The sequence below is a fragment of the Rhodococcus sp. B10 genome, from assembly GCF_011770055.1.
GTDB lineage: Bacteria > Actinomycetota > Actinomycetes > Mycobacteriales > Mycobacteriaceae > Rhodococcoides > Rhodococcoides kyotonensis_B.
In genome coordinates this window covers 19,074-45,009 of the sequence record NZ_JAAFYV010000001.1, presented here as the reverse complement: position 1 = coordinate 45,009, position 25,936 = coordinate 19,074, and the positions used below count along the sequence as shown (strand labels likewise).

Below are 25,936 nucleotides of genomic sequence, written 5' to 3'. Positions count from 1 at the left end.
GCCGTCGCCCGACGGCGCACCATCCGATAGCTCAGCATCGACGTACAGCCCGAACCGGTCTCGGCACATCGTCTGTTCGTTGCCGTCGAGAATGGGGATGAGAGGACTGTCGCGTGGCTGACGATCGACCACCTGCCGGTGTGCTGTCGATCAGCGACGTCCCGTCACTGATCGCGCGCGCGGCGCAGGTCGCACCCGATCGCACGGCCGTGACATTGGGCGACGTCAGTCCTACGCTCGCCCGCGTCGACTCCGAGTTGCGTGCTCTCGACGAGGCCATGGGCGGCGTCCTCGGACCCGAATCACTCGTACCTCTGGTCTTGTCCGCGCTGGCTCCCGACAGTGCGTCGACCGATGGCGGCGCGCTCGAGCGTGCAGTGGATGCGTTGCTCGTGACGGCGGCCGACGTTCTCGGTCTCGATCCGGCGCCGCAACCGAACGACAGGCCGCGGACACTGATCGAGGCATTCGAAGCGCGCGTCGCACTCACTCCGGACCGTATTGCCGTCGAGCATCGCGCAGACGCACTCACCTACGCCGAGCTGAACCGTCGGGCAACCGTTGTCGCGCAGACGCTCCGTGCCCACGGTGCGCGGGCCGACACCACCGTCGGACTGGCCCTCCACCGATCCGTCGATCTCGTCGTCGGCATGTACGCGATCCTGAAGACCGGCGCGGCCTACGTTGCACTCGACCCCGACCATCCGGTCGACCGACTCGCGTACGTGCTGTCGGTGGCCACGCCGGTCGTCGTGCTGACCGACAGCAGGATCGCCCCCGGACTGCAGGCCGAGACGCTGACGATCGACGACATCGACATCGACATCGACATCGACATCGACGTCGACGTCGACCGAGACGACGACGGCATGGCGGGGCAGGCTAGTCCCGACGACTTGGCCTACGTGCTGTTCACGTCCGGATCCACCGGCCGCCCCAAGGGCGTCGCCGTATCACACCGGGCGATTCTGGCCAATATCGCCTGGCGTCAACGCCGCTACGTACTCACCGAGGACGACGTCGTCCTGCAGAAGACGCCGTTCACGTTCGACGTGTCGGTGTGGGAATTCTTCTGGCCGCTGCAGGTGGGCGCCCGTCTGGTGCTCGCAGACCCGGGGGCGCACGGGGATCCGGACCATCTCGCCGACATCGTTCGTCGGTCGAGCGTGACGGTCGTGCATTTCGTGCCGTCCATGCTCGCGGCCTTCGTCGACGCGCCGACGACGAGTGAATTGCCGACGCTGCGCTACGTGTTCGCGTCGGGCGAGGAGCTACCGGCCGCGACTGCGGCTCGATTCCGCGTCGAACACGCTGCAGCACTGCACAATCTGTACGGCCCGACGGAAGCAGCCGTCGACGTCACGCATCACGAGGTGACCGACGTCGACGACGTGGTCGTGCCTATCGGTACGGCAGTCGACGACACCGAACTGTACGTCCTCGACGCCGGGCTCGGCCGTGTGCCGCCTGACGTCGTCGGCGAGTTGTACATCGCCGGAGTGCAACTCGCGCGTGGCTATCTGTCCGCGCCCGCGAGAACAGCCGAACGATTCGTCGCCGATCCGTTCCGTCCGGGCGAGAGGATGTACCGCACCGGCGACCTCGTCAGACGAACCGCCGGCGGCGAATTGATCTATCTCGGTCGGACCGACTTCCAGGTCAAGCTCCGAGGGCTCCGTATCGAGCTCGGAGAGATCGAAGCCGTTCTGCAGGCGCACGACTATGTCGCGGACAGCGCTGCCGTCGTTCGTGGTGATCGACTCGTCGGGTACGTGGTCCCGTCTCGTCGAGCAGAATCGGACTTCGACGTCGACGCGCTACGGGCGGAACTGCGACACACGCTGCCGGCGTACATGGTGCCGTCGCAGCTGGTGGTTCTGGACCGGATGCCCGTCGGGACGTCGGGAAAGCTCGACCGCGCGGCCTTGCCGGAACCGTCGGAACAACGCGAAGAATTCGCAGAACCCGTCGGCGATACCGAAAGTGCTGTCGCCGCGGTGTTCTCGGAGATTCTCGGCGTGCGTCGAGTCGGACGCACCGACGACTACTTCGCACTCGGCGGCAATTCCCTCAGTGCCACGCGGGTCGTTGCGCGGCTGAACAGTCGGTTCGGAGTCCGGATCGGAGTTCGAGAATTCTTCGACGCGTCGACGGTGGCCGAGTGGGCTCGCCTGATCGACGACGCCGAACCAGCAGGTCGGTCGCCCGACTCGGTTCTCTCACCGCGCACATGGCCGGAGCGGATACCGCTGTCGTTGGCGCAGCAACGCATGTGGTTTCTGAATCGTCTCGATCCAGGGTCGTCCGTGAACACCATCTCGGTCGCTCTACGGCTCAGCGGAGACCTTCGCGAATGGGCACTCGAGAACGCGGTCGGTGACGTGATCAGACGGCATGCGTCACTTCGGACGACCTATCCCGAGCAGGACGGCATCGGGTACCAGCTTGTCCACGCGGCCTCGGACATCGACATCGATTGGCGTGCATCGTCGGTCGACGTCGCCGACCTCCGACGTCACATCGTGACTGCGGTGACCGAACCCTTCGACATCACCGCCGCCCCGCCGTTGCGAGTTCGACTGTTGCAGATCGACGCACGCGAGCACGTACTCGTCGTGGCCGTGCATCACATTGCGGCGGACGGGTTCTCGATGATTCCGCTGACACGCGACATCATGGAGGCCTACGCCGCGCGTAGCGCCGGTCACGCACCCGGGTGGCAGCCTCTGCCGGTGCAGTACGCGGACTACACGCTGTGGCAACGAGAGGTACTCGGGCTGTCGGAGGAGCCCGCGTCGCCGATTGCGGTCCAGGAGCGCTACTGGATCGACACGCTTGCCGAACGACCCGACCAGCTGCAGTTGCCGACGGATCGGCGTCATCCGCCGATTACTTCCGGAGCCGGCGCGCGGCACACGACGATGGTCGACGCGGCGACTCACGCCGGGCTCGTGTCGATCGCCCGCGAGCACGGAGTCACCGTGTTCATGGTGGTGCACGCGGCGTTGGCAGTCCTGCTGGCACGGCTGTCCGGCACCGGCGACATCGCGATCGGAACGCCGGTGGCCGGTCGCGGCGAGGCCGTTCTCGACGACGTCATCGGGATGTTCGTCAACACACTGGTCCTACGGACCCAGGTCGACGGGGTGTCGCACTTCGGTGAACTCGTGGGGCATGCACGCGAAGTGGATCTCGCCGCGTTCACGCACGCGGATGTGCCGTTCGAACGCGTCGTGGAACTGGTGGACCCGCCGCGGGAGACGTCACGACATCCGCTGTACCAGGTGATGCTGACCTTCGGTGACGTCGGTGACATCGACCTGCAGCTCGACGGTCTCACCGCGCGTGCGCTCGAAACCGACGTCGCGACAGCCAAAGTCGACCTCGAGTTCTCCGTTGTCGAGCGCAGCACCGTGGTCGAGCAGAGCACCGGCCTGTCGATCGGCATCACGTACGCGACCGACATCTTCGACGCGTCGACCGTCGAACTGATCGGTCGCCGATTCGTGCGGATACTTGCTGCAGTGGCATCCGACGCGACGGTGCGGGTCGGTGACATCGATCTTGTCGACGATGCTGAGCGGGTGTTGTTGGCTGGGGTGAACGACACTGCACGCGTGGTGGATTCGGCGGCGACGTTGGTGTCGTTGTTCGATGCGCAGGTCGCGGCGTCGCCGGATGCGGTGGCGTTGGTGTTCGAGGGTGAGTCGCTGTCGTACGCGGAGTTCGATGCTCGGGCGAATCGTGTTGCGAGATATTTGATTTCGCGGGGTGTGGGTCCGGAGTCGTTGGTGGCTGTGGCGATGCGTCGGTCGTTGGATTTGATGGTCGGTTTGTATGGCGTGATCAAGGCTGGTGCGGGGTATGTGCCGGTGGATCCGGATCAGCCTGGCGAGCGGGTGGCTTACATTCTGGAGACGGCCGGGGTGTCGACGGTGTTGTCGACGTCGCGGGATGGCTTCGCCGCTGATGGCGTGGATGTCGTCGAGTTGGATCGTGTGGAGCTCGGTGGGTTTGCCGGTGGTCCGGTGTCGGATGTGGATCGGGTGTCGCCGTTGGCGGCGTCGAATGTGGCGTATGTGTTGTTCACGTCGGGGTCGACGGGTCGGCCGAAGGGTGTGGCAATCAGCCATGCGGCGATCGTGAATCGTCTGGTGTGGATGCAGGCGGAGTACGCGCTGACCGATTCCGATGTCGTCGTTCAGAAGACGCCGGTGACGTTCGATGTGTCGGTGTGGGAGTTGTTCTGGCCGTTGCAGGTCGGTGCGCGGTTGGTGGTGGCGCGGCCGGATGGTCATCGGGATCCGGTGTATTTGGCGTCGTTGATGCGGGATGAGCGGGTGTCGGTGGCGCATTTCGTGCCGTCGATGTTGGCGGTGTTCGCGGGGGAGCCGTCGGCAGCCGAGGCGTCGGGTCTGCGGTGGGTGTTCGCCTCTGGTGAGGCGTTGCCGGTGGCGACGGCGCGGTCGTTCGCGGCGGTGCTTCCGTCGGCGCGGTTGGTGAATTTGTATGGTCCGACCGAGGCTGCGGTGGATGTGACGTTCCACGAGTACACCTCGGATGATGTTGCTGTTGTTCCGATCGGGCGGCCGGTGTTCAACACGCGGGTGTATGTGCTCGATGGCCGGCTGCGTGCGGTGTCGGTGGGCATGGTGGGTGAGTTGTATCTGGCGGGTGTGCAGTTGGCGCGCGGGTATTACGGTCGTCCGGATTTGTCGGCGGATCGGTTCGTGGCGGATCCGTTCGATGTGGGTGGTCGGTTGTATCGGACCGGGGACCTGGTGCGCTGGACTGCGTCGGGCGAACTCGAGTACATCGGTCGTAGTGATTTCCAGGTGAAGTTGCGTGGTCTGCGTATCGAGTTGGGGGAGATCGAGTCGGCGCTGTTGACCGACGACGCTGTTGCACAGGCCGTCGTCCAGGTCCGCGGCGATCGGTTGGTCGGGTATGTCGTCGCAGCAGTGGATCGTTCGATCGACGTCGATGCGCTGCGCGCGTCGGCGGGCCGGTCGGTACCGGAGTACATGGTCCCCGCGGTGATCCTGGTGCTCGACGAGTTGCCGCTCGGGCCGTCGGGCAAGCTCGACCGAAAGGCGTTGCCGAATCCCGTGTTCGAGGTCCGGCAATTCCGCGAACCGACGACGGACACCGAGGTCGCGGTCGCTCGCGTGTTCGAGGAGATACTCGGTGTACCGCGCGTGGGTCTGGACGACGACTTCTTCGCGCTCGGCGGCAATTCGTTGGTCGCGACGCAGGTGGTGTCCCGGCTCGGTGCTGCCCTCGATGCCCAGGTGCCGGTCAGAGCCATCTTCGACGTCTCCACGGTCGAGGGCCTGGCGGCACTCCTGCATGGCAGCGTCGGAAGCGGCGGTCGAGTGCCGCTTCGTGCCGGTCGACGACCGCGTCGCGTTCCGTTGTCCCTTGCGCAGCAACGCATGTGGTTCCTCGACAGGTTCGATCCGAACTCCGCGGCCTACAACATTCCCATCGTCGTCAGGCTCCGCGGTGGAATCGATGCGGATGCACTCGGGTCGGCGATCGACGACGTGCGCGGACGCCACGAGTCGTTGCGCACCGTCTATCCCGACGTCGACGGCGTCGGTCATCAGGTGGTGCTTCCGCTGTCGTCGTCGAAGTTCACGCTCGGCGTGGCCGAGTGCACCGAAGGGGATGCGCTGCAGGACATCCGGCTGCTCGTCGTCCGCGGGTTCGACCTGGCGAACGAACCGCCGTTCCGTGCCCACCTGTACCGGATGAGCGAGACCGAGGACATTCTCGCTGTTGTCGTGCATCACATCGCCGCCGACGGCTTCTCGATGGGACCGCTGATGCGGGACATCGTGACGGCCTACGCCGCGCGCATCGGTGGTCGAGCGCCGCAGTGGCAGAACCTGTCGGTCCAGTATGCGGATTACGCTGTGTGGCAACGAGACATGCTCGGTGACGAATCGGATCCGAACTCCATCATGAGTACGCAGATCGCGTTCTGGAAGCGGGCTCTCGACGGGATCCCCGAACAGCTCGACCTACCGACCGATCGCCCACGTCCGGTCACTCTCACCGAGCATGGAGGCATCCACGCCTTCGGCATCGACGCGGCGCTGCACAGATCGATCGTCGCCCTCGGGCTCGAGGTCGGATGCACGCCGTTCATGATCGTGCACGCTGCGTTCGCGATCACGCTGGCGCGGTTGTCGGGAAGTGACGACATCGCGATCGGCACTCCCATCGCCGGACGCGGTGAGCGGGCGCTGGACGACGTGATCGGCATGTTCGTCAACACGCTCGTGCTGCGCACCGCCGTGCCGTCGGGCATGGCGATCTCCGACCTGTTGAGTTCCGTCCGCGACGTCGATCTCGACGCCTTCGCACACGCCGACATTCCGTTCGAGAGGCTGGTCGAGATTCTGGACCCACCTCGATCGACGGCGCGCCAACCGCTGTTCCAGGTGATGCTCGCATTCCAGAACCTCGAGCGCACCACCGTCGAACTTCCCGGCCTCAGTGCGGCAGGCGTCGAACTCGAGACGGGGCTCGCCAAATTCGATCTGTACCTGACGATGTCGGAGGAGTTCGACGCGTCGGGTGAGCCGATCGGCATGTTGGCACAGTTCCTGTACCTCACCGACCTGTTCGACGAACCGACAGTGGTGCGCATGGCACGGCGGTTCCTGCAGATTCTTCGGACCATCGTGAACGACCCGTCGACGATCGTCGGTGACATCGACGTCGTCGACGACCACGAGCAGCAGTTGGTCCTGCGGGAATGGAACGCCACCGACGTGGCGTCGGCTGACGAATTGCTCCTCGACCGGTTCTCCGAGCGGGTGCAGGCGACGCCGGACGCCGTTGCGCTCACCTGTTCGGGCGAGTCGATCAGTTACGCGCAGTTCGGTTCTCGGGTGAACCAGCTCGCCCGCGTTCTGATCGGAGAGGGTGTCGGACCGGAATCCGCTGTCGCAGTGACTCTTCCGCGTTCGATCGACATGCTGGTCGCGATCTACGCAGTGGTGACGGCGGGAGGTGCGTACGTTCCCGTGGATTCGACCCAGCCGGCCGATCGAGTCGACTACGTACTGGGCGCCGCGAGCGTGTCCGTGGTGTTGGCGGCCTCGAACGACGTCGTCCCGCCGGGGATCCGGCGCGTCGACGTCGATACCGTCGACCTGAGCGGCATGTCCGGTGCACCGGTGACGGACGAGGAACGGACTGCGCCGCTGCGACCGCGCCATCCCGCCTACGTCTTGTTCACGTCCGGATCGACCGGGCGACCGAAGGGCGTCGTCGTCGACCATCGTGCGATCGTGAATCGATTGTCCTGGATGCAGGCCGAGTACCGGCTTCGCGTCGACGATGTCGTGGTGCAGAAGACGCCGGTGACATTCGACGTGTCGGTGTGGGAATTGTTCTGGCCGCTGCAGATCGGAGCCGAACTCGTCGTCGCAAGGCCCGACGGCCATCGCGACCCGGCCTACCTGGCTGGATTGTTCGCCGAAGAGTCGGTCACCGTCGCGCATTTCGTTCCGTCGATGCTTGCGGTGTTTCTCGCCGGACCTGCCGTCGACGCCGTCACGTCGCTACGCTGGGTGTTCGCATCCGGTGAGGCGCTTCCGGCGGCCACGGCGGGAACCGCACGGGAGCTACTGCCGTCGACTCGTGTGGTCAATCTGTACGGCCCGACCGAGACCGCGGTCGACGTGACGTATCACGAGTTCGTGCCGTCCGACGTCGTGGCCGTGCCCATCGGACGGCCCGTGTCGAACACCCGATGCTTCGTGCTCGACGGTCGATTGCACCCGGTGCCACCGGGAGTGGTCGGCGAACTGTACGTCGCCGGAGTGCAGTTGGCGCGAGGCTACGTCGGACGCCCGGAGCTCAGCGCCGATCGATTCGTCGCCGATCCGTTCTCCGCCAAGGGTTCTCGGATGTACCGCACCGGCGATCTCGCACGGTGGAATCCGCACGGCGAACTCGAATACTTCGGCCGACGCGATTTCCAGGTCAAGCTCCGTGGCCAGCGCATCGAACTGGGCGAGATCGAAGCGGCGGTGCTCGCGCACGACGGCGTCGGCCAAGCCGTCGTGGTACTGCGCACGGACGCCACTGTCGGTGACATCCTCGTCGCGTACGTCGTCCCGAATCCAGGACGTGTCGTGGACCCGGTCGAGGTGCGTCGTACGGCGACCCGCGGAGTGCCCGACTACATGGTGCCCACGTCGGTGATGGTCGTCGAGACGCTGCCGGTCGGGCCGACCGGCAAACTGGATCGACGTGCGCTTCCGCGACCGATCTTCGAGGTCAAGGCCTTCCGGCCGCCGTCCACGCCGATCGAGGAAGTCGTCGCGGCGACGTTCGCCGACCTGCTCGGCGCCGAGCAGGTGGGTCTGGACGACGACTTCTTCTCGCTGGGCGGCAATTCGCTGACGGCGACGCGCGTCGTCGCGCGGTTGTCCTCGGCGCTGAACGCGGACGTCTCGCTCAGATCGGTCTTCGAATCTCCCGGCGTCGAAGCCCTCGCCGCGCGCATCGAAATGCACACCGAACCGGCGCACCGCGTACCCGTTCACGTTCGACGAGACGTACACGCACCCGTCCCGTTGTCGCTTGCGCAGCAACGCATGTGGTTTCTGGGTCGACTCGACCCCGAGTCCGCCGCCCACAACGTACCGGTGACGATTCGGCTCGCCGGAGAACTCGACGTCGATGCGTTCACCTCGGCGTTCCACGACGTGACCGCTCGGCACGACATACTGCGCACGGTGTACCCCGACATCGCCGGGGTCGGGTACCAGGTCATCGAGCCGGTGTCGGACAGTTCCGTCGTGCTGCACATGGAGGACATCGATTCCGCGACGGTCTCCGCTCGGGTCCTCGAGCTGGTCGGCGCACCGTTCGACATCACTGCGGCCGTTCCCGTCCGAGCGACGCTGTTCCGCGAATCGCCGACAATGCATGTGCTCGTCGTCGTCGCCCACCACATCTCGGTGGACGGCTATTCGATCGGGCCCCTGACCCGGGATCTCGTGCGCGCCTACGCGGCACGGGTGATCGGGCAGGATCCCGGGTGGGAACGTCCGGCGATCCAGTACGCCGACTACGCATTGTGGCAACGCGAAGTGCTCGGCTCGGAAGACGACCCGTCGTCGATCACGTCGACCCAGATCGACTACTGGACACGCCAACTCGCCGACCTTCCCGACGAGATCGAACTCCCGGCCGATCGCCCGCGCCCCACGACGGAATCGCACACGGGCGCAGTGGTGACGGTGTCGATCGACGCCGAGGTACGTCGCCGGGTCACCGACGTCGCGCATGCTGCAGGCGCGACGCCGTTCATGGTCGTGCATTCCGCGCTGGCCGTACTGCTGGCACGGTTGTCCGCGTCGGACGACATTGCCGTCGGCACACCGGTGGCCGGACGCGGCGAGTCCGAACTCGACGACATGATCGGCATGTTCGTCAACACACTCGTCCTGCGGACCCGCGTCGACACGGGCGCATCCTTCGAGGACGTGCTCGACGAGGTGCGGGAGAACGACCTGTCGGCATTCGCTCACGCGGACATACCGTTCGAGAAGCTCGTCGAAGTTCTCGATCCGAATCGTTCGCGCGGACGGCACCCGCTGTTCCAGGTGATGCTGACGTTCCAGAATCTGGCGACCACTCTGCTGGAGTTGCCGAATCTGACCGTCAGCGGCATGGAGTTCGATGCCATCGCAGCCAAGTTCGACCTGCAGGTGACCGTTGCCGACGCGTATGGTTCGGGCGGCGACGTCGACGGATGGGCTGTCGAATTCACCTATGCGACGGACCTGTTCGACGACGTGACGGTTCGGGGCTGGGCCTCGGCTTTCGTGCGGCTGCTCACCGCATTCGTCGAGAAGCCGGACACGGTGGTCGGTGACGTCGACCTCACCCCGCCCGACGAGCTCGACATCATCGTGAACCGTTGGAGCATTTCGGGACCGGAGGAGCTACCGGTCTCGGCGACGCTGGCCGAGGCGTTCGAAACGGCGGCGACGCGCTGTCCGGACCGCGTTGCGGTTCGTCACGGCGACGAATCCTGCTCGTACGCCGAACTTCTCCACCGAGTGCATGTACTCGCACGTCGTCTGAAAGCTGCGGGCGCACGACCGGAAACACTGGTGGCAGTGGCACTTCCGCGATCGATCGATCTGGTCGTCGCGCTTCTCGCCGTCGTGACGTCCGGAGCGGGATACCTGCCGGTCGACCCGTCGTACCCGAGGGAACGCATCGATTTCATACTCGACGACGCCCGGCCCGTCGCCGTCGTCGCATCCGGTGACGATCTCGACTTCGGAACGTTGCCGGTGATCGATCCGTCGGAATCGACACCGGAGACCGACGGAGCCGTCCGGGGCGAGGTGCGGGTGCCGGTGTCGTCGGGCAACACCGCCTACGTCATCTACACGTCGGGTTCCACGGGACGACCGAAAGGCGTCGTCGTCACGCACGACAACGTGCTGCGGCTGTTCGCCGGGACATCCGCGGCGTTCCGGTTCGACGAGAACGACGTGTGGACCATGTTCCATTCCTACGCGTTCGACTTCTCCGTGTGGGAGATGTGGGGACCGTTGCTGCACGGCGGCACGCTCGTCGTCGTCGACTACTTCACGTCCCGTTCCCCGGAAGCCTTCCGTGAGCTGCTGGCCACCGAGAAGGTCACCGTCCTGAATCAGACGCCGTCCGCGTTCCACCAACTCGCCGAGGTCGATCGGGTCCTGCCCGCGGTCCCACTTGCACTGCGCTACATCGTGTTCGGCGGCGAGGCGCTCGAACCGCGTCGCCTGCAGAACTGGATCGAGCGCCACGGAGACGGCACCGAGGACGCCGACGGACGCGTCGGGCCCGCGCTGATCAACATGTACGGCATCACCGAGACCACGGTGCACGTGTCGATCCGCCGGATCACCGCGCACGACACGCGGTCGGCGTCGATGATCGGGGTACCGATTCCCGGGCTGCGCATGTACGTCCTGGACCGACGGTTGCGTCCGGTGCCGATCGGCGTCGCGGGCGAGCTCTACGTCTCGGGTGGACAGGCCGCACGTGGGTACGTCGGGCGCTCCGGGCTGACGGCGACGCGCTTCGTCGCGGACCCGTTCGACGGTGACGGCGGAGTGCTCTACCGAACCGGTGACCGGGCTCGATGGCGTCGGGCGGAGTCGACCGGCGAGCTCGAGTATCTCGGACGTACCGACGATCAGGTCAAGGTGCGGGGATTCCGAATCGAGATCGGCGAGGTCGAAGCGGCGGTCGCGGCGCAGCCGTCGGTGGCGTCGGTGGCCGTCGTCCTGCGTGAGGACTCACCGGCCGGTGTGCAGCTCGTCGCCTACGTCGTGCTCGGCGAGAACGAGGAGCTGGAACCGGAGAATCTTCGTCGAGGCGTCGGCACCTGGGTGCCGGACTACATGGTGCCGTCGGCGTTCGTCGCGGTGGAATCGATACCACTGACAGTCAACGGAAAGCTGGATCGGTCGGCGCTGCCCGCGCCGGTTCTCGTCGAAACCGCCTTCCGGGCACCGTCGAATCCGATCGAGGAAGTCGTGGCCGACGTCTTCGCGGACGTCCTCGGGCGGCAGCGCGTCGGAGCCGACGACGATTTCTTCGCCCTGGGCGGCAACTCGCTGATCGCGACCCGCGTCGTGTCGAGGCTCGGTGCGGCGCTGGACTCACGCGTCGACGTGCGCACCCTGTTCGAGGCGTCCACGGTCGCCGAGCTCGCGGCCAGACTCGAGACGGCCGTCGGCGACGACGATCGGCCAGCGCTCGGTGCACGCACGCGACCGGACACCATCCCGTTGTCGCTCGCTCAGCGTCGAATGTGGCTGGCCAACAGACTGGATCCGACGTCGGCCGCCTACAACATCTCCCTGGCACTTCGGATGAGCGGAGATCTCGACGTCGACGCGCTGATGTCTGCGATCACCGACGTCATCGCTCGTCACGAAACGTTGCGGACGCGGTACCCGGACGTCGACGGCATCGGCACTCAGGAAGTACTGCCCGTCGCGGACGTCCTGTCGCTCGTCGGGCGCGAACATGTCGACGCCGATGACGCGGCGGATCGTGTGCGACAGCTGGTGGATCACCCGTTCGACGTCGCATCGTCGGTGCCGCTGCTCGTGCGTGTGCTCGAGATGTCCGGCAGCGAGCGCATCCTGGTACTCGTCGTCCATCACATCGCGGCCGACGGGTTCTCGATGGGGCCACTCACACGCGACCTCATGGCTGCGTACGCGGCACGTGCGGTAGGGCGCGTACCCGAATGGGCGCCTCTCACCGTGCAATACGCCGACTACGTGCTGTGGCATCGGGACGTTCTCGGCGACGCCGACGACCCGGCGTCGATCGTGGCGACCCAGGAATCGTTCTGGCGCAGCGCGTTGGCCGGCCTTGCCGAGCAGGACGGTCCGACGCCGGATTGGGTGCGTGTGGGGGCACCGACGGGTATCGGTGCCACCCATGAGTTCGCGATCGGCAAGGCCTTGCTGACCGCGCTCGACGAGGTGGTGCGCAGCCACAACGCGACGTTGTTCATGGCATTGCACACTGCCGTCGCGGTACTGCTCGCACGGCTGTCGGGGAACGACGACATCGCGGTGGGCACCCCGGTGGCCGGGCGCGGCGAATCGGCACTCGACGACGTGGTCGGCATGTTCGTGAACACGCTCGTGCTGCGTACGGACGTCGCGGCCGACGCCACGGTGTCGGACGTCCTGACGGGCGCACGGGAGGTCGATCTCGACGCCTTCGCCCACGCGGACGTGCCGTTCGAGCGCATCGTCGAACTGCTCGACCCACCGCGCTCGGAATCGAGGACACCGTTCTTCCAGGTCGTCGTCGCACTGCAGAATCACGGAACCTCGTGGCTCGATCTGCCGGGACTGTCGATCTCGGGCCTCGCCTCGGGCACCCAGACGGCCAATTACGACCTGCAGTTCGTGTTCTCCGACGGCGTAGGGGAGGACGGCACCAGCGCTCTCACCTGCTCGATCGTCTACGCCACGGACGTCTACGACCACGTCACCGTTCGTAGCCTCGCGGAACGGCTGACGCGGGTACTGCGCGTCCTGACCGAGTCACCGGACACCGTCGTCGGCGACATCGACGTGCGCACCGAGGCCGAGCGGACAGAGCCGGCCGTCGACGCACCCGCCGTCGCGCCGCGTCGGAACGTCCGTCTGCTCCCGCAGACGATCGAGGCTGCCGTCGATTCCGAACCCGACGCTCCCGCCGTCGTCACCCACGAGACCGAGGTGAGCTACGCCGAGATCGCCGCAGGCGCAGCCCGTCTGGCGCGATACCTCGTCGCGCGCGGAATCGGGCCGGGAGACCGCGTCGCCGTCGACCTGCCGATGTCGATCGCTTCCGTCACCGCGGCGTGGGCGGTGTGGTCCGCGGGCGCTGCGCTCGTCGTAGGGCCCGCCGACTCGGCGGACACGCTCGTCGTTCACGCAGGCGCCGACACCCGACGCGGCTCGATTGCTCTCGAGGATCCGGTCACCGCCGACTCGATCGCCGGGCAGTCGAGCAGGCCGGTCGATTACGCGTCACGAACTCGCACGCTGCTGGCCGACGACGCGGCGATGATCGTCGTCGACGAGCTGGGCGAGACCGTACTGACCCACGGCGACGTTGCGACACGAGCGCTCGCGGCGGTGGATACCTGGAAGCTGACGTACGAGTCTCGAATCCTCGTCGTGGACGAGTCCGCCGCCGCGCGTGCGTGGGACGCATTCGCTGTTCTCGCCGCGTCCGTGACAGGCGCCTCGATCGCTGTCGGGGTGCCGGGCGGTAGCGTCGCGGACACCGTCGAGCAGCTGTGGGTGACGCATCTGTTCGCGCCGTCGGCGACGGAATTGGACCCCGACATTCTCGACCTGGATGCGGTGATCGAGACCGACGCCGCCCGTCCCTGGGCTACTCAGCGGGCGCCGCACACACCAGCGGGTGTGTCTCGGCGTAACTGGGGTCAAGGGCAGTGCTGATCATGTGGGCGACGTCGGGATCACGCGTCAGTCCCATGTGCGACGCCTGGTTCGCCGGGCAGACGTCCTGAACCCATTCGTTGGTGACCTGCCCGCTGCCGCCGTCGTCGAGGAACGTGCGCTCGGGAGGAGTCACGACGGCGTCGTGGCGCGTGGCGATGACGGTGTATTCGACACCTGGCATGACCTCGCTGCCTGCGTTGAGCTGCTTGAGGAGCGGCGAACCGATGAGCTGCTGAGTGCCTGCCACACCGAAGATGAGCTGCGACGTCACGTCACGCGGTAGCCCGAGGGAAACCCCGACGAGGTAGAGCTGCTGCAGACCGGCGAAATTGGTGCCGTGATTCGTGGCGCCGAGGGTGATGACGCGATGCACCTTGTTCCGAGCCGGGTCGGCCGCGTCGGCGCCGCCGTTGAACTTCAGGTACTGGCGCGCCAGGGTTCCGCCCTGCGAGTGACCGATGAGATCGACCTGGGAGGCGCCGGTGCTGGTCAGAACCGAATCGACGAACCGGTCGAGCTCGGCGGCGGACTTCGTGATGTCGTCGATGCCCCAGACGAGTCTGCTGTGGTCCCACATGACGGGCATCGCGCCGTAGTTGAGCGCGAACACACAGTAGCCCTGCGATGCCAGCTCGGGAGACAGCGTCGGCCAGCTCTCCTGCATGTCAGTGTCGGTGCCGTGAATCAGAACCACCGGACGAGGGTGCTCAGGTGACGGTGTGCACGACCAATCGTTCGAGCCCGCAGGAGGCACACCCATCTGGTCGACGAACGGTGGGGGACTTGCGGCCGCGCTCGGCGCGGTCACCAGTGCTCCGGCGCCGAGGAGAAGCAGCAACGATGCGAGTAGCGAGTAGGTCCTGCGAATACGGGCCGTACCGCGAAAACTCAACTGTTTCTCCTTTGCGTTCCCTGTGTTGCCCTTGTGGGGATTCGTCGGGGTCGCCCACCAGGATTGCGGCAAACGTTGGAGAAATCAACTTGCTACCACCCGAATGTGCGGTACCTTATTCCGCCGCGCACTTCGCCCGTGTGCGCGGCGACCGCCCTGACCCACTGGCCGCGCGAGACGCGTACGACGAACCTCGGGACCAGCGGATTGCCCAACAGCAGCAACGTCCACCAGTACAGAACCCGCCTGACCTTCACCGGCGGGCAGCCTCGGTCGCGGTAATCACCTTGTAGCTTCGCGAAGCCGTAACCGAGTCGGTACGACTGGCGGATCAGCGGCTTGAACTCGTCGCGGAGGCGATAGGCGACGAGCTGCTCGTTGCTGAAACCCAGCGAGTACCCGGCCAGCTGCGCTCGCCAGCTGAACTCGACGTCCTGGCTGGTCGAATAGCGGTTGTCCATACCGCCCAGATCGCGGTAGACGGACGTCCAACAGCCGAGGCTCGCGCCGATGGCGAACGGCAGGAACGGGGATTTGCCCTGACGCTCCGGCTGAGTGGTCGGTGTCCAGGACAAGGCACGCGCTGAATTCAGGCTGGTCGTCTCGACGGCGGTGCCCACGAGATCGTGCTGCTGCGCCAGGGTCACCAATTCACGAAGCCATGTGGGGTGTACGACGTCGTCCGCGTCGCAGAACGCGAGGAAGTCGCCCGTCGCGGCCTCGACGCCTCGGTTACGGGCATGGGCCGCCCCGGAATCGTCGGACGAGTCCACGTAGGTCAGCGTCAACGCATCCTTCAGCCGATGGCTCGAGACGTGGTCGGCCATGTCCGCGCTGCCTCCGTTGTCCGAGACCACGACGTCGAAGGCTCCCGGATAATCCTGCTTCGCGAGTCCGTCCAACTGCTCGTCGAGCAATTGGATGGGGTTCCTCGTCGGGATGACGACGGTTACGTGCGGGGTAAGGGATCGACCCTCGGACATGGCACTCCTGCAGTCAGCCCGTCGATGGGAGCGGGTCCGAGTCGGAACTGTAGTCCCTACAACCGTTCGGTACGACTCGTGCGACGCCGACCATGATCATCAGGCCGACGACGAAGCGCGTCGATATCCGCGAATCGCCGGGACGAGGAACACCGCCACCAGACCGAACGACCACGCCAGCGTCTGCAGCACCGGGACGAGGGTGGGACCGCCCAACGCCAGAGCCCTCATCGCGTCGACCGCACACGACATCGGCTGCGCCGCGACGACAGGCTGTAGCCAGGTGGGATACGCCGCAACGGGTACGAAGCCCGAATTGAAGAACAGCAGCAGCGTGCACAGCATCGACACCAGTTCGACGAGCGGAGCGTCTCCGGCGGCCGTCGCGAGGAACGTCACCATCACCGCGAAGCCGAGACCGAACACGATCGGCAGCAGAATCAACCCGATTCCAGCCAGCAGGCCGTTGTTGAATCGGAACCCGAGAACGAATCCCATCGCAACGATGACGATAGTCGTGACCAGAACTCGCACGGCCTCTGCCATCATGCGTCCGAGCAGACCAGCGGCCCGATGCGTCGGCAGCGTGTAGAAGCGAGACAACAGACCGCTGTTCCGCTCGCCCTTGAGCCCGACGGCACTGACGATCGACCCGAACATCGCGCCGATCAGCGCAATGAGCGGAACCTGTCCGTACACCGCGGGCTGACCCGTGGCCAGCGTGATCGAGTTGCCGAGCACGACCCGGAACATCAGCAGCATCAGCGCCGGGTACAGGATCGCCTGAATCATGGTCGACGGGTCACGCGACCACCGGATCAGCAGACGTTTGCACTGAATCAGGCTGTGCGTCCACAACGCGCGGGGAGAGGACTCGGGCAGCGGATGTTCGACCTCGGGGAAATCCAGGGTCGACGTCGGTGTCGAACGGGCCGGGTGCAGGTCGGTCATGCTCACTCTCTCCGTCGCAGGCTCGCCCACAGAGCGAGCGGAATCAGCACGACGCTCAATCCGATGATCCACAGCAGCGCCGGCAGGATGACCGAGAACGTGATGGCGCCTTCGGCCATGTCTCGCATCGCGGCCGAGAACTGAGAGATCGGCTGGTTGCGGACGAACGGTCGTATCCATTCGGGGAACCCGGTCTCCGGAACGAAGCCGGTCGACGCCATCCCGAGAATCAGTTGGGGGAGCGTCAGCGCCTGGCTCGTCGCCTCCGGACTCTTGGACAACGTGCCGATCGCGTCGGCGCCGAACGACAGCACCGTGCTGATGGCGAGAGCCGTCGCACCGAACATGATGGCCTGCAGTGGACCTGCGCTGAACCGGAAGCCGATGACGTGGCCGTAGATCAGCGCGGCGGTGAGCGTCACCGTGGACCGCAGGAACGCGCTGGTCATGCGGGCCATCAGCGGGGCGCCGATGACGACGGGCATCGTCTTGAGCCGCGTCGACAACCCCGTCAAGGCCTCGGTCGATGCACGCTGCGCGGACGAGATGGCGGTGAACGCCATGGCCTGCAGGACGATGATCGGCATCAGGAACTGGGCGTAGTCGATGCCCTGGAACTGCATGACGAACTTCAGCGGCAGATAAAAGCCAATGGTGAAGATCAGCGGTGCGATGACCGCGACCAGCAGTTCACCCTTCTTGACCATCGTGCGCACCGTCCGCGCAGTCAGGACACGCCACTGGACGAAACCCGACGGCTCGAACCGCCGTCGACGTGAGCGGTCACCGCCGGCCTCGCTCTCCGAGGATCGCGAATCTTTCTCGGCTGTGGTCACGGCGTCGGAACCGGGTTGGTGTGGCCGGTCAGAGTCAGGAACACGTCGTCGAGAGACGGCCGTCGCAACGCGATGTCGGCGAGGGGAATGCCCGCTTGGTCGATCCGTCGAAGGACCTCCGACAACGTGCCTGCGCCGTCCGGAGCCGGAATCGACAACCGGTCGACACCGGGTGTCAGATCCTTGGCGACGGCCTCCGGGACGAGCTCGCCTAGAACCGTCACCACGGCGGGCAGCTGATCGGGATCCAACGGCACGACCTCACAGAAGTTGCCGCCGGTCATCGCTTTCAACTCGTCCGACGTGCCTTCGGCGATGACGGTGCCCTTGTCGATGACGATGATGTTGTCGCTGAGCACGTCGGCCTCTTCGAGGTACTGCGTCGTCAGCAGAACGGTGATGCCCTGCGCCTTCAAAGCCTCGACCAGCGACCACACACCCTGACGGGAGCGGGGATCGAGACCGGTCGTCGGCTCGTCGAGGAACACGACCTTGGGGCGAACGACAAGCCCGCACGCGATGTCGATACGGCGACGCATACCGCCCGAGTAGCCCCGCACAGGACGCTTTCCGGTGTGGACCAGGTCGAACTCCTCGAGGAGGGCCTGGGCGCGAGCCTTGGATGCCTTCTTGTCGAGCCCCATCAAACGGCCGAACAGCTCGATGTTCTCGCGCCCGGACAGCGTGTCGTCGAGTGCGGCGTACTGGCCGGTCATCATGATCGACCGTCGAACTGCAGGCGCCTCGGCGGACACGTCGTGCCCTGCGACGAGAGCGCGCCCTCGGTCGGGCCTGATCAACGTCGACAGAACCTTGACCGTCGTCGTCTTGCCTGCGCCGTTGGGGCCGAGGATTCCCAGAACCGAACCGCGAGGGGCCGAGAAGCTGATCCCGCGGAGAGCGTGGACGTCGTCGAAAGACTTGTGGACGTCCTCCACCAGTACAGCTGCGTCCTCGGACAAGGCCATCGATTCTCCGTACGGTCGGGGACAGTGAGGGTCGAGCAGTTCCGCCCTGAGATGTTACCTGCGGTCACAGCGAACCCGAACGAACGCTCACGCCCAGTCGATACCGATTTCGTCCTCGACGTCGAGTTTTCGGCACAGCGCCCTGATGCCGCTGTAGTCCTGGATCAGCTGCCGCCTGCTCCCGTCGGTCTCGACCTCGTTCAGCATTCGCTCGAAATCGGGAACCTCCTCCTGACGCAGAATGGCTCGCCACGTCGAGAAGTCCGTACTGGAGAACGCGTCCATTCCGTCTTTCAGGCCGTCGAGAAAACTGCGTCGACCTCGGTCGTCGAGCTTCTCGAACACGATGCCCGCCAGGTCGTCGGCGATCGACGCGTGGCAGTACTCGTCTCGGTTGTGCAGCTTGACGGTTGCCCGGTTCACCGGCTGGACCAGTTCGTTGTCCTCGATCAGGTCGAGGTAGGACGTGATGGAGATCTCTGCAACCGTCGTGAACGCGAGGGCGCTGAGAGCCGCGCTCTCCGAGTCCGGTGCCGTCAGCTGAGCTTTCTGACGTCGTCGAACCGTCGCGCTGAAGGGAAGGCTCTGCGTTCGAAGGGGCCAACCGCGCCTGCGACGCGTCAGGACGCTCGCGTTGAGGTGCATGAGGGTGTGGTACTGCTCGTCGACCATTGCCTGGGTGACGGCGACTGCGAGCGTGTCGCCGAGTCCGGTCTCGAAGGCATCCTGCGCCAGTAACGAGAAACCCGGATTGACGACCTGCTGCTCGACGTCCATGACGTTCTTGTTGTAGGCGATCCAGCCCCACGCTCGAAGCTTTTCGCGCCTGGCCTCGGGGAGTTCGCGGTAGGTGTCGTGCTCCGCGAACGGAATGAGAGCTTCGGGGAAATCGTGCTTCGCAGGATCGAAGAGGTCGTCGAGATCCGGTTCGGCCTTCTTGACGGTTGCCCGATGCTCCCAGTTTCCGGCCAGGCGCTTGACCACGGCGCTTTCGACGGGGTCGGTGGCGTCGTACTGGGGAAGTGAGGGGTGCTCGATCATTGCGTAGTCCTCTGTCACGTGGCGCTACCTCGAACCGTACCGAAAAGCTCGGTACACAACGCCGAATAGACGTCACCGTTCGGCACCGATGCGCCCGCACCTCGCATGAGTTCGGCGAAGCCCGACTCGGTACCGGACGCGACTGTCGCGTCGAGGTCACGAAGCCCGCGCGCCAACGCCGCGCGTGCCGCGGCCGCATGGGGGTTGCCGGCCTGAACATCCCAGTAGACCTCTGGTTGACCACCCGAGACCCGTGCGAGGAGGGCGAGGAGAGTCCGGGCCGGGGGAGGAGCGACGGCGTCGACCAGGGACGCGTCGACGCCCAGTTCGTCCAGCGCCGAACCGAAGGCCAGCACCGCCGCGTGCGTCAGCGCCTGCGTCGCGGCTGCCAACCTGTCGTGCGTATCCGCGTCGAGTTCGACCACGCGCCCACCCCAGCGTCGGACCCTGTCCAGGAACTCGGTCGCAGCTGTTCCGGGTCGGTGCGTGACGGCGGCTACCGGGCGGCCCCGCATACCGAGCGCGGGCGCGAACATCGGGTTGATGCCGATGACCGGTCCCGCGATGTCGCCCACGGACGACGCGAATCCCGACTTCACCGACAGCGTTTCGACAAGCAGGGCGGTCGGAGCGTGCCATTGTAAAATTGCTTGCAGCGCAACGGATTCCGGCACCGCGAGCACGACGACGCCGGCTGCGTTCAGGTGTGACGCCAACTGTTCGTCGGGGTCCGTGATGTCACCGACGACGTGGTCGATGCTCGTGTCCCGGTCGTGTGGTGCGACACGGTCGACTGTCAGGACCGTCGATCCGTCATCCGCCAGCAGGTGGGCGAGCAGGGTGCCGACCGCACCGCTCCCGCCCGCGACCACGGCGTCGTACGTCTTCATGCGATCAGTATGTAGTGCAGCGGTTCACCGGTCGTGTGTGCGCGCGGCGCGCGACACCCAGATCGTGATGTCGGCATGCACGACCTCGGTCCCGGCCTTGTCGGTGATCCGTACGGGAACGACGAGATCCATGCCGTCGTCGATTGTGTCGAAGTCGGGTATTTCGATCTCGGCGACGGCGTGAAGCGACGTCGTCGCCTTGGTCAAGTACTGCACCCTCATCTCTTTGGGGATCCAGCGGTGCGTCGTCGGGACCGTCGCCTCCGCGAGCATCCCCATAGCGACCTCGGCGAGATTGCACGCGGCGATGGCGTGGAAGGTTCCGAGGTGGTTGCGGATGCCCCACCACTTCGGCGCTGCCACCTCGCATCGGCCTGGTTCGAGCGATCGGACGTGGGGGAGAATGGTGCCGAAGTACGGCACGCGCACGCACATTCCCAGAGAGAACAGTGCTTCTCCCACGACAGTGCGTGGCAGGCGCTGCCAGGTGCGGTACGTAGGTCCGACGGTGTTCACAGTGGCGGTCATGTCCGCACCTTACCGCCGAGTAAGTTCGGGCGACAGCAGCATGCGCTGGGCAATCGGGGCGGATTTGTACTCACGGCCGGTGTACGGCATACTGGTCGGGTTGCCTGGGCAGGGACGCGCTTCTGTGCGGCCTCGAACAGGTAAGAACAGCAGAACGGACCAGCACTCTTACGTGAGTGCGTCCGGTTCGCCAGCTCGGAGATGCACCGACGGCCTCGCGCCATGGAGCTTCGGAGAAGAGCAAGCGGTCGAAGTATGAGTAGAAGTACGACACGCCCGACCGCGTGGACCGGAGAACCATGACAGATGAACAGCGGCAACGGATCGGGTACCCGCCTGATCGCCAACGTTCGGTCTGTCGTGCGAGCACGAAGGCAGTTCGAGTCCTATTCGGTGAAACCGAACGACTCGGGGACTGTGCATACGAGGTGGAGCAGGCCGAGTGGCCGGTTCTACGACAAGCGGCAAGAAAAGGACACTAAGCGTGGCGGGACAAAAGATCCGCATCAGGCTCAAGGCCTACGACCATGAGGCGATCGATGCGTCAGCGCGCAAGATCGTCGAGACGGTCACCCGTACGGGTGCCCGCGTCGTCGGACCGGTGCCGTTGCCGACCGAAAAGAACGTGTACTGCGTCATCCGTTCGCCCCACAAGTACAAGGATTCGCGCGAACACTTCGAGATGCGTACTCACAAGCGGCTCATTGACATCCTCGACCCGACGCCGAAGACGGTCGACGCGCTCATGCGCATCGATCTGCCTGCCAGTGTCGACGTCAACATCCAGTGAGCGCGGAGACAACGATGACTGATAACAAGAATCGGCCTGCGACAGGAATTCTGGGCACGAAGCTCGGAATGACCCAGGTCTTCGACGAGAACAACCGCGTCGTTCCCGTGACCGTGATCAAGGCAGGCCCGAACGTGGTCACCCAGATCCGCACGCAGGAGCGCGACGGCTACAGCGCAGTCCAGGTCGCCTTCGGTGCGATCGACCCGCGCAAGGTGAACAAGCCGACCACAGGCCAGTTCGAGAAGGCAGGTGTCACGCCCCGCCGCCACGTCGTGGAGATCCGTGTCGCCGACGCCTCGCAGTTCGAGGTCGGCCAGGAGCTCACCGCCGCTGTGTTCGAGGACGGCGCATTCGTCGACGTCACCGGCACCAGCAAGGGCAAGGGCTTCGCCGGAACCATGAAGCGCCACGGCTTTGCCGGCCAGGGTGCAAGCCACGGTGCGCAGGCTGTCCACCGTCGTCCCGGATCCATCGGTGGTTGTGCAACCCCCGGTCGCGTCTTCAAGGGAATGCGCATGTCCGGACGCATGGGTGGCGACCGCGTCACCACGCAGAACCTCTCGGTCCACAAGGTGGACAGCGAGAACGGTCTGCTCTTGATCAAGGGAGCGATCCCCGGCCGTCGCGGCAACGTCGTGATCGTCAAGTCCGCATTGAAGGGTGGTGCACGGGCATGACCAGCCTCGAGAAGAAGACCAATCTGACGCTGGACGTCAAGGAAGCCGGTGGCAAGACCAACGGCACCGTCGATCTCCCCGCCGAGATCTTCGACGCTCCTGCGAACGTCGCGCTGATGCATCAGGTCGTCGTCGCACAGCTCGCTGCTGCTCGTCAGGGAACGCACTCCACGAAGACTCGTGGCGACGTTCGCGGTGGCGGCAAGAAGCCGTACCGCCAGAAGGGCACCGGCCGCGCTCGTCAGGGCTCGACCCGCGCTCCGCAGTTCGTCGGCGGTGGAACCGTTCACGGACCGCAGCCGCGTGACTACAGCCAGCGGACGCCGAAGAAGATGAAGGCCGCCGCTCTGCGCGGAGCCCTCTCCGACCGGACCCGCAACGAGCGTCTGCACGTGATCACCGAACTGGTGGCCGGACAGACCCCGTCGACCAAGGTTGCCAAGTCGTTCCTCGCCGAGATCTCGGACCGCAAGAAGGTCCTTCTGGTCGTCGGCCGCGAAGACATCGCAGCGTGGAAGAGCGTCCAGAACCTGGACGGCGTGCACCCCATCGCACCCGACCAGCTCAACACGTACGACGTGCTCGAAGCCGATGACGTCGTATTCAGCGTGGAAGCGCTGAACACGTTCATCGCAGGGCCTGCGAAGAACGAGGAGGGAAGCAAGTGACCACCATCGCCGATCCCCGCGACATCTTGCTGGCGCCGGTCATCTCCGAGAAGTCCTACGGACTGATCGAGGAAGGCACCTACACCTTCCTGGTGCACCCGGATTCGAACAAGACGCAGATCAAGATTGCCGTCGAGAAGATCTTCGACGTCACTGTGACCAGCGTCAACACGCAGAACCGTCAGGGCAAGCGCAAGCGGACCCGGTTCGGTTACGGCAAGCGCAAGGACACCAAGCGCGCGCTCGTGACGCTCTCCGCCGACAGCAAGCCCATCGAGATCTTCGGAGGTCCGGTCGCGTAAGCGGCTGGGATTCTTCGGAACTAGAGGACGAGAAGACTCATGGCAATCCGTAAGTACAAGCCGACCACTCCGGGCCGCCGCGGCTCCAGTGTCTCCGATTTCGCGGAGATCACTCGCAGCACGCCCGAGAAGTCGCTGATTCGCCCCCTGCACGGTCGCGGTGGACGTAACGCACACGGTCGTATCACCACCCGGCACAAGGGTGGCGGTCACAAGCGCGCGTACCGTCTGATCGATTTCCGTCGCAACGACAAGGACGGCGTGCCGGCCAAGGTCGCTCACATCGAGTACGACCCCAACCGCACCGCCAACATCGCACTGCTGCACTACGCGGACGGCGAGAAGCGCTACATCGTCGCACCCAAGGGCATCAGCCAGGGATCCCCGATCGAGTCCGGCGCAGGCGCCGACATCAAGCCGGGTAACAACCTGCCGCTGCGCAACATCCCCACGGGTACGACCATCCACGCTGTGGAGCTTCGTCCCGGTGGCGGCGCCAAGATGGCCCGCTCCGCCGGATCGAGCATCCAGCTCCTCGGCAAGGAAGGCACCTACGCCACCCTGCGTATGCCCTCCGGCGAGATCCGTCGCGTCGACGTGCGCTGCCGCGCAACCGTCGGCGAGGTCGGCAACGCCGAGCAGTCGAACATCAACTGGGGCAAGGCCGGCCGTATGCGCTGGAAGGGCAAGCGCCCGACCGTCCGTGGTGTCGTCATGAACCCGGTCGACCACCCGCACGGTGGTGGTGAGGGCAAGACCTCCGGTGGTCGCCACCCGGTCAGCCCCTGGGGACAGCCTGAAGGCCGTACCCGCAAGAACAAGGCGAGCGACAAGCTCATCGTCCGTCGTCGCCGTACCGGCAAGAACAAGCGCTAGGAGGGAGTTCAGAATGCCACGCAGCCTGAAGAAAGGCCCGTTCGTAGACGATCACCTCCTCGCGAAGGTCGACGTCCAGAACGACAAGGGAACCAAGCAGGTCATCAAGACCTGGTCCCGTCGCTCGACAATTCTCCCCGACTTCATCGGTCACACCTTCGCCGTCCACGACGGTCGTAAGCACGTACCGGTGTTCGTGTCCGACTCGATGGTCGGCCACAAGCTCGGAGAGTTCGCACCGACCCGCACGTTCAAGGGTCACATCAAGGACGACCGGAAGGCGAAGAGGCGATGAGCAAGACCGAAACCGCCAACCCGACTGCAAAGGCCGTCGCGAAGCACGTACGCGTCACGCCCATGAAGGCACGCCGCGTCGTCGATCTGGTTCGCGGGCGCTCCGTCGAGGACGCGCTCAACATCCTGAAGTTCGCGCCGCAGGCAGCCAGCGAGCCGGTCGCCAAGGTGATCGCGTCCGCAGCGGCCAACGCCGAGAACAACCTGGATCTCGACCCCAGCACGCTGGTCGTCGCGACTGCATTCGTGGACGAGGGCGCAACCCTCAAGCGTTTCCAGCCGCGTGCTCAGGGCCGGGCATTCCGGATCCGCAAGCGCACGAGCCACATCACGGTGATCGTCGAGAGCCTGCCCAAGACCGGTGGAACCAGCCGTAACCGCCGCAAGGGTCAGGCGTCCAAGGAAGGGGCTCAGTAGTGGGTCAGAAAATCAACCCGCACGGCTTCCGCTTGGGTATCACCACTGACTGGAAGTCGCGTTGGTACGCAGACAAGCAGTACTCGGAGTACGTCAAGGAAGACGTCGCGATCCGCAAGCTTCTCGCCACCGGCATGGAGCGCGCGGGTATCGCGAAGGTCGAGATCGAGCGCACCCGTGACCGTGTTCGCGTGGACATCCACACGGCACGCCCGGGCATCGTCATCGGTCGCCGTGGCGCCGAAGCCGACCGCATCCGCGGAGCACTCGAGAAGCTGACCGGCAAGCAGGTTCAGCTCAACATCCTCGAGGTCAAGAACGCCGAGTCCGAGGCTCAGCTCGTGGCCCAGGGTGTTGCCGAGCAGCTCAGCAACCGCGTCGCATTCCGTCGCGCGATGCGTAAGGCCATCCAGTCGGCCATGCGTCAGCCGAACGTCAAGGGCATTCGTGTCCAGTGCTCCGGCCGTCTCGGCGGCGCCGAGATGTCCCGCTCGGAGTTCTACCGCGAAGGCCGTGTGCCGCTGCACACGCTTCGTGCGGACATCGACTACGGACTGTACGAAGCCAAGACCACCTTCGGCCGCATCGGCGTGAAGGTCTGGATCTACAAGGGCGACATCGTCGGTGGCCGTCGTGAGCTGGCCGCTGCTGCACCTGCTGCAGGCAACGACCGCCCGCGTCGTGAGCGTCCCTCGCGTCCGCGTCGTTCCGGTGCTTCGGGCACCACGGCGACCAGCACCGAGGCCGGTCGCGCGGCATCCGCAGAGGCTCCGGCCTCGACCGAGTCGAATCAGGAGGGCTGACG

The 25,936-nt window shown here is 65.5% G+C and carries 17 protein-coding genes; 9 read left to right on the top strand and 8 right to left on the bottom strand.

The genetic code is table 11. The features are described from left to right. Positions 1–113: 113 nt before the first annotated feature. Complete coding sequence (locus RhoFasB10_RS00230; RefSeq protein WP_167674605.1) at positions 114–14,012, top strand: non-ribosomal peptide synthetase; 13,899 nt, start codon at positions 114–116, stop codon at positions 14,010–14,012. Here the strand turns inward: RhoFasB10_RS00230 and RhoFasB10_RS00225 are convergent. The 8 genes from RhoFasB10_RS00225 to RhoFasB10_RS00190 form a co-directional block, all read right to left on the bottom strand. Beyond that, positions 13,945–14,907: an alpha/beta fold hydrolase gene (locus tag RhoFasB10_RS00225; protein ID WP_240930799.1), complete on the bottom strand. Its 963-nt coding sequence runs from the start codon at positions 14,905–14,907 to the stop codon at positions 13,945–13,947. The genes RhoFasB10_RS00230 and RhoFasB10_RS00225 overlap by 68 nt on opposite strands. Before the next feature lie 92 nt (positions 14,908–14,999). Further along, on the bottom strand, positions 15,000–15,890 hold the full coding sequence (locus tag RhoFasB10_RS00220) for a glycosyltransferase (protein WP_167674603.1): 891 nt from the start codon (positions 15,888–15,890) through the stop codon (positions 15,000–15,002). Positions 15,891–15,989: 99 nt separating this feature from the next. Beyond that, complete coding sequence (locus tag RhoFasB10_RS00215) at positions 15,990–16,841, bottom strand: ABC transporter permease (protein ID WP_068432334.1); 852 nt, start codon at positions 16,839–16,841, stop codon at positions 15,990–15,992. A 2-nt stretch (positions 16,842–16,843) separates the two neighbouring features. Further along, positions 16,844–17,677 carry an ABC transporter permease gene (locus RhoFasB10_RS00210; protein WP_167674601.1) on the bottom strand — a complete coding sequence of 278 codons (834 nt, stop codon included), beginning with the start codon at positions 17,675–17,677 and terminating at the stop codon, positions 16,844–16,846. Then, positions 17,674–18,645, bottom strand: coding sequence for an ATP-binding cassette domain-containing protein (locus RhoFasB10_RS00205; protein WP_167674599.1), 972 nt, complete (start codon positions 18,643–18,645; stop codon positions 17,674–17,676). The genes RhoFasB10_RS00210 and RhoFasB10_RS00205 overlap by 4 nt, the downstream gene beginning before the upstream one ends. Before the next feature lie 87 nt (positions 18,646–18,732). Next, complete coding sequence (locus tag RhoFasB10_RS00200; protein WP_167674743.1) at positions 18,733–19,686, bottom strand: diiron oxygenase; 954 nt, start codon at positions 19,684–19,686, stop codon at positions 18,733–18,735. Between the two features lie 14 nt (positions 19,687–19,700). Then, the gene (locus RhoFasB10_RS00195) at positions 19,701–20,576 is read right to left on the bottom strand and encodes a prephenate dehydrogenase dimerization domain-containing protein (protein ID WP_167674597.1); all 876 of its coding nucleotides are present in this window, start codon (positions 20,574–20,576) and stop codon (positions 19,701–19,703) included. A gap of 24 nt (positions 20,577–20,600) precedes the next feature. Beyond that, complete coding sequence (locus RhoFasB10_RS00190) at positions 20,601–21,104, bottom strand: hotdog fold domain-containing protein (RefSeq protein WP_167674595.1); 504 nt, start codon at positions 21,102–21,104, stop codon at positions 20,601–20,603. Positions 21,105–21,588: 484 nt separating this feature from the next. Between RhoFasB10_RS00190 and rpsJ the strand changes: the two genes are divergently transcribed. The 8 genes from rpsJ to rpsC are packed head-to-tail and all read left to right on the top strand — an operon-like array spanning position 21,589 to position 25,934. Continuing rightward, on the top strand, positions 21,589–21,894 hold the full coding sequence (rpsJ, locus tag RhoFasB10_RS00185; protein ID WP_003938093.1) for a 30S ribosomal protein S10: 306 nt from the start codon (positions 21,589–21,591) through the stop codon (positions 21,892–21,894). 14 nt (positions 21,895–21,908) lie between these two features. Further along, a complete protein-coding gene (gene rplC / locus RhoFasB10_RS00180) occupies positions 21,909–22,574 on the top strand; it encodes a 50S ribosomal protein L3 (protein ID WP_068432479.1) in 666 nt (221 codons plus the stop codon). Further along, positions 22,571–23,242: a 50S ribosomal protein L4 gene (rplD, locus tag RhoFasB10_RS00175; protein WP_068432322.1), complete on the top strand. Its 672-nt coding sequence runs from the start codon at positions 22,571–22,573 to the stop codon at positions 23,240–23,242. The genes rplC and rplD overlap by 4 nt, the downstream gene beginning before the upstream one ends. After that, entirely contained in the window at positions 23,239–23,544 is a 306-nt protein-coding gene (gene rplW, locus RhoFasB10_RS00170) for a 50S ribosomal protein L23 (protein ID WP_068432316.1), read from the top strand. The genes rplD and rplW overlap by 4 nt, the downstream gene beginning before the upstream one ends. A gap of 39 nt (positions 23,545–23,583) precedes the next feature. Then, positions 23,584–24,420: a 50S ribosomal protein L2 gene (rplB, locus tag RhoFasB10_RS00165; protein ID WP_068432314.1), complete on the top strand. Its 837-nt coding sequence runs from the start codon at positions 23,584–23,586 to the stop codon at positions 24,418–24,420. 13 nt (positions 24,421–24,433) lie between these two features. Then, a complete protein-coding gene (gene rpsS / locus RhoFasB10_RS00160) occupies positions 24,434–24,715 on the top strand; it encodes a 30S ribosomal protein S19 (protein ID WP_008718309.1) in 282 nt (93 codons plus the stop codon). Continuing rightward, positions 24,712–25,131 carry a 50S ribosomal protein L22 gene (gene rplV, locus RhoFasB10_RS00155; RefSeq protein WP_068432312.1) on the top strand — a complete coding sequence of 140 codons (420 nt, stop codon included), beginning with the start codon at positions 24,712–24,714 and terminating at the stop codon, positions 25,129–25,131. The genes rpsS and rplV overlap by 4 nt, the downstream gene beginning before the upstream one ends. Then, entirely contained in the window at positions 25,131–25,934 is an 804-nt protein-coding gene (gene rpsC, locus RhoFasB10_RS00150) for a 30S ribosomal protein S3 (protein ID WP_068432310.1), read from the top strand. Before rplV ends, rpsC begins: the two co-directional genes overlap by 1 nt. The last annotated feature ends 2 nt before the right edge of the window (positions 25,935–25,936 follow it).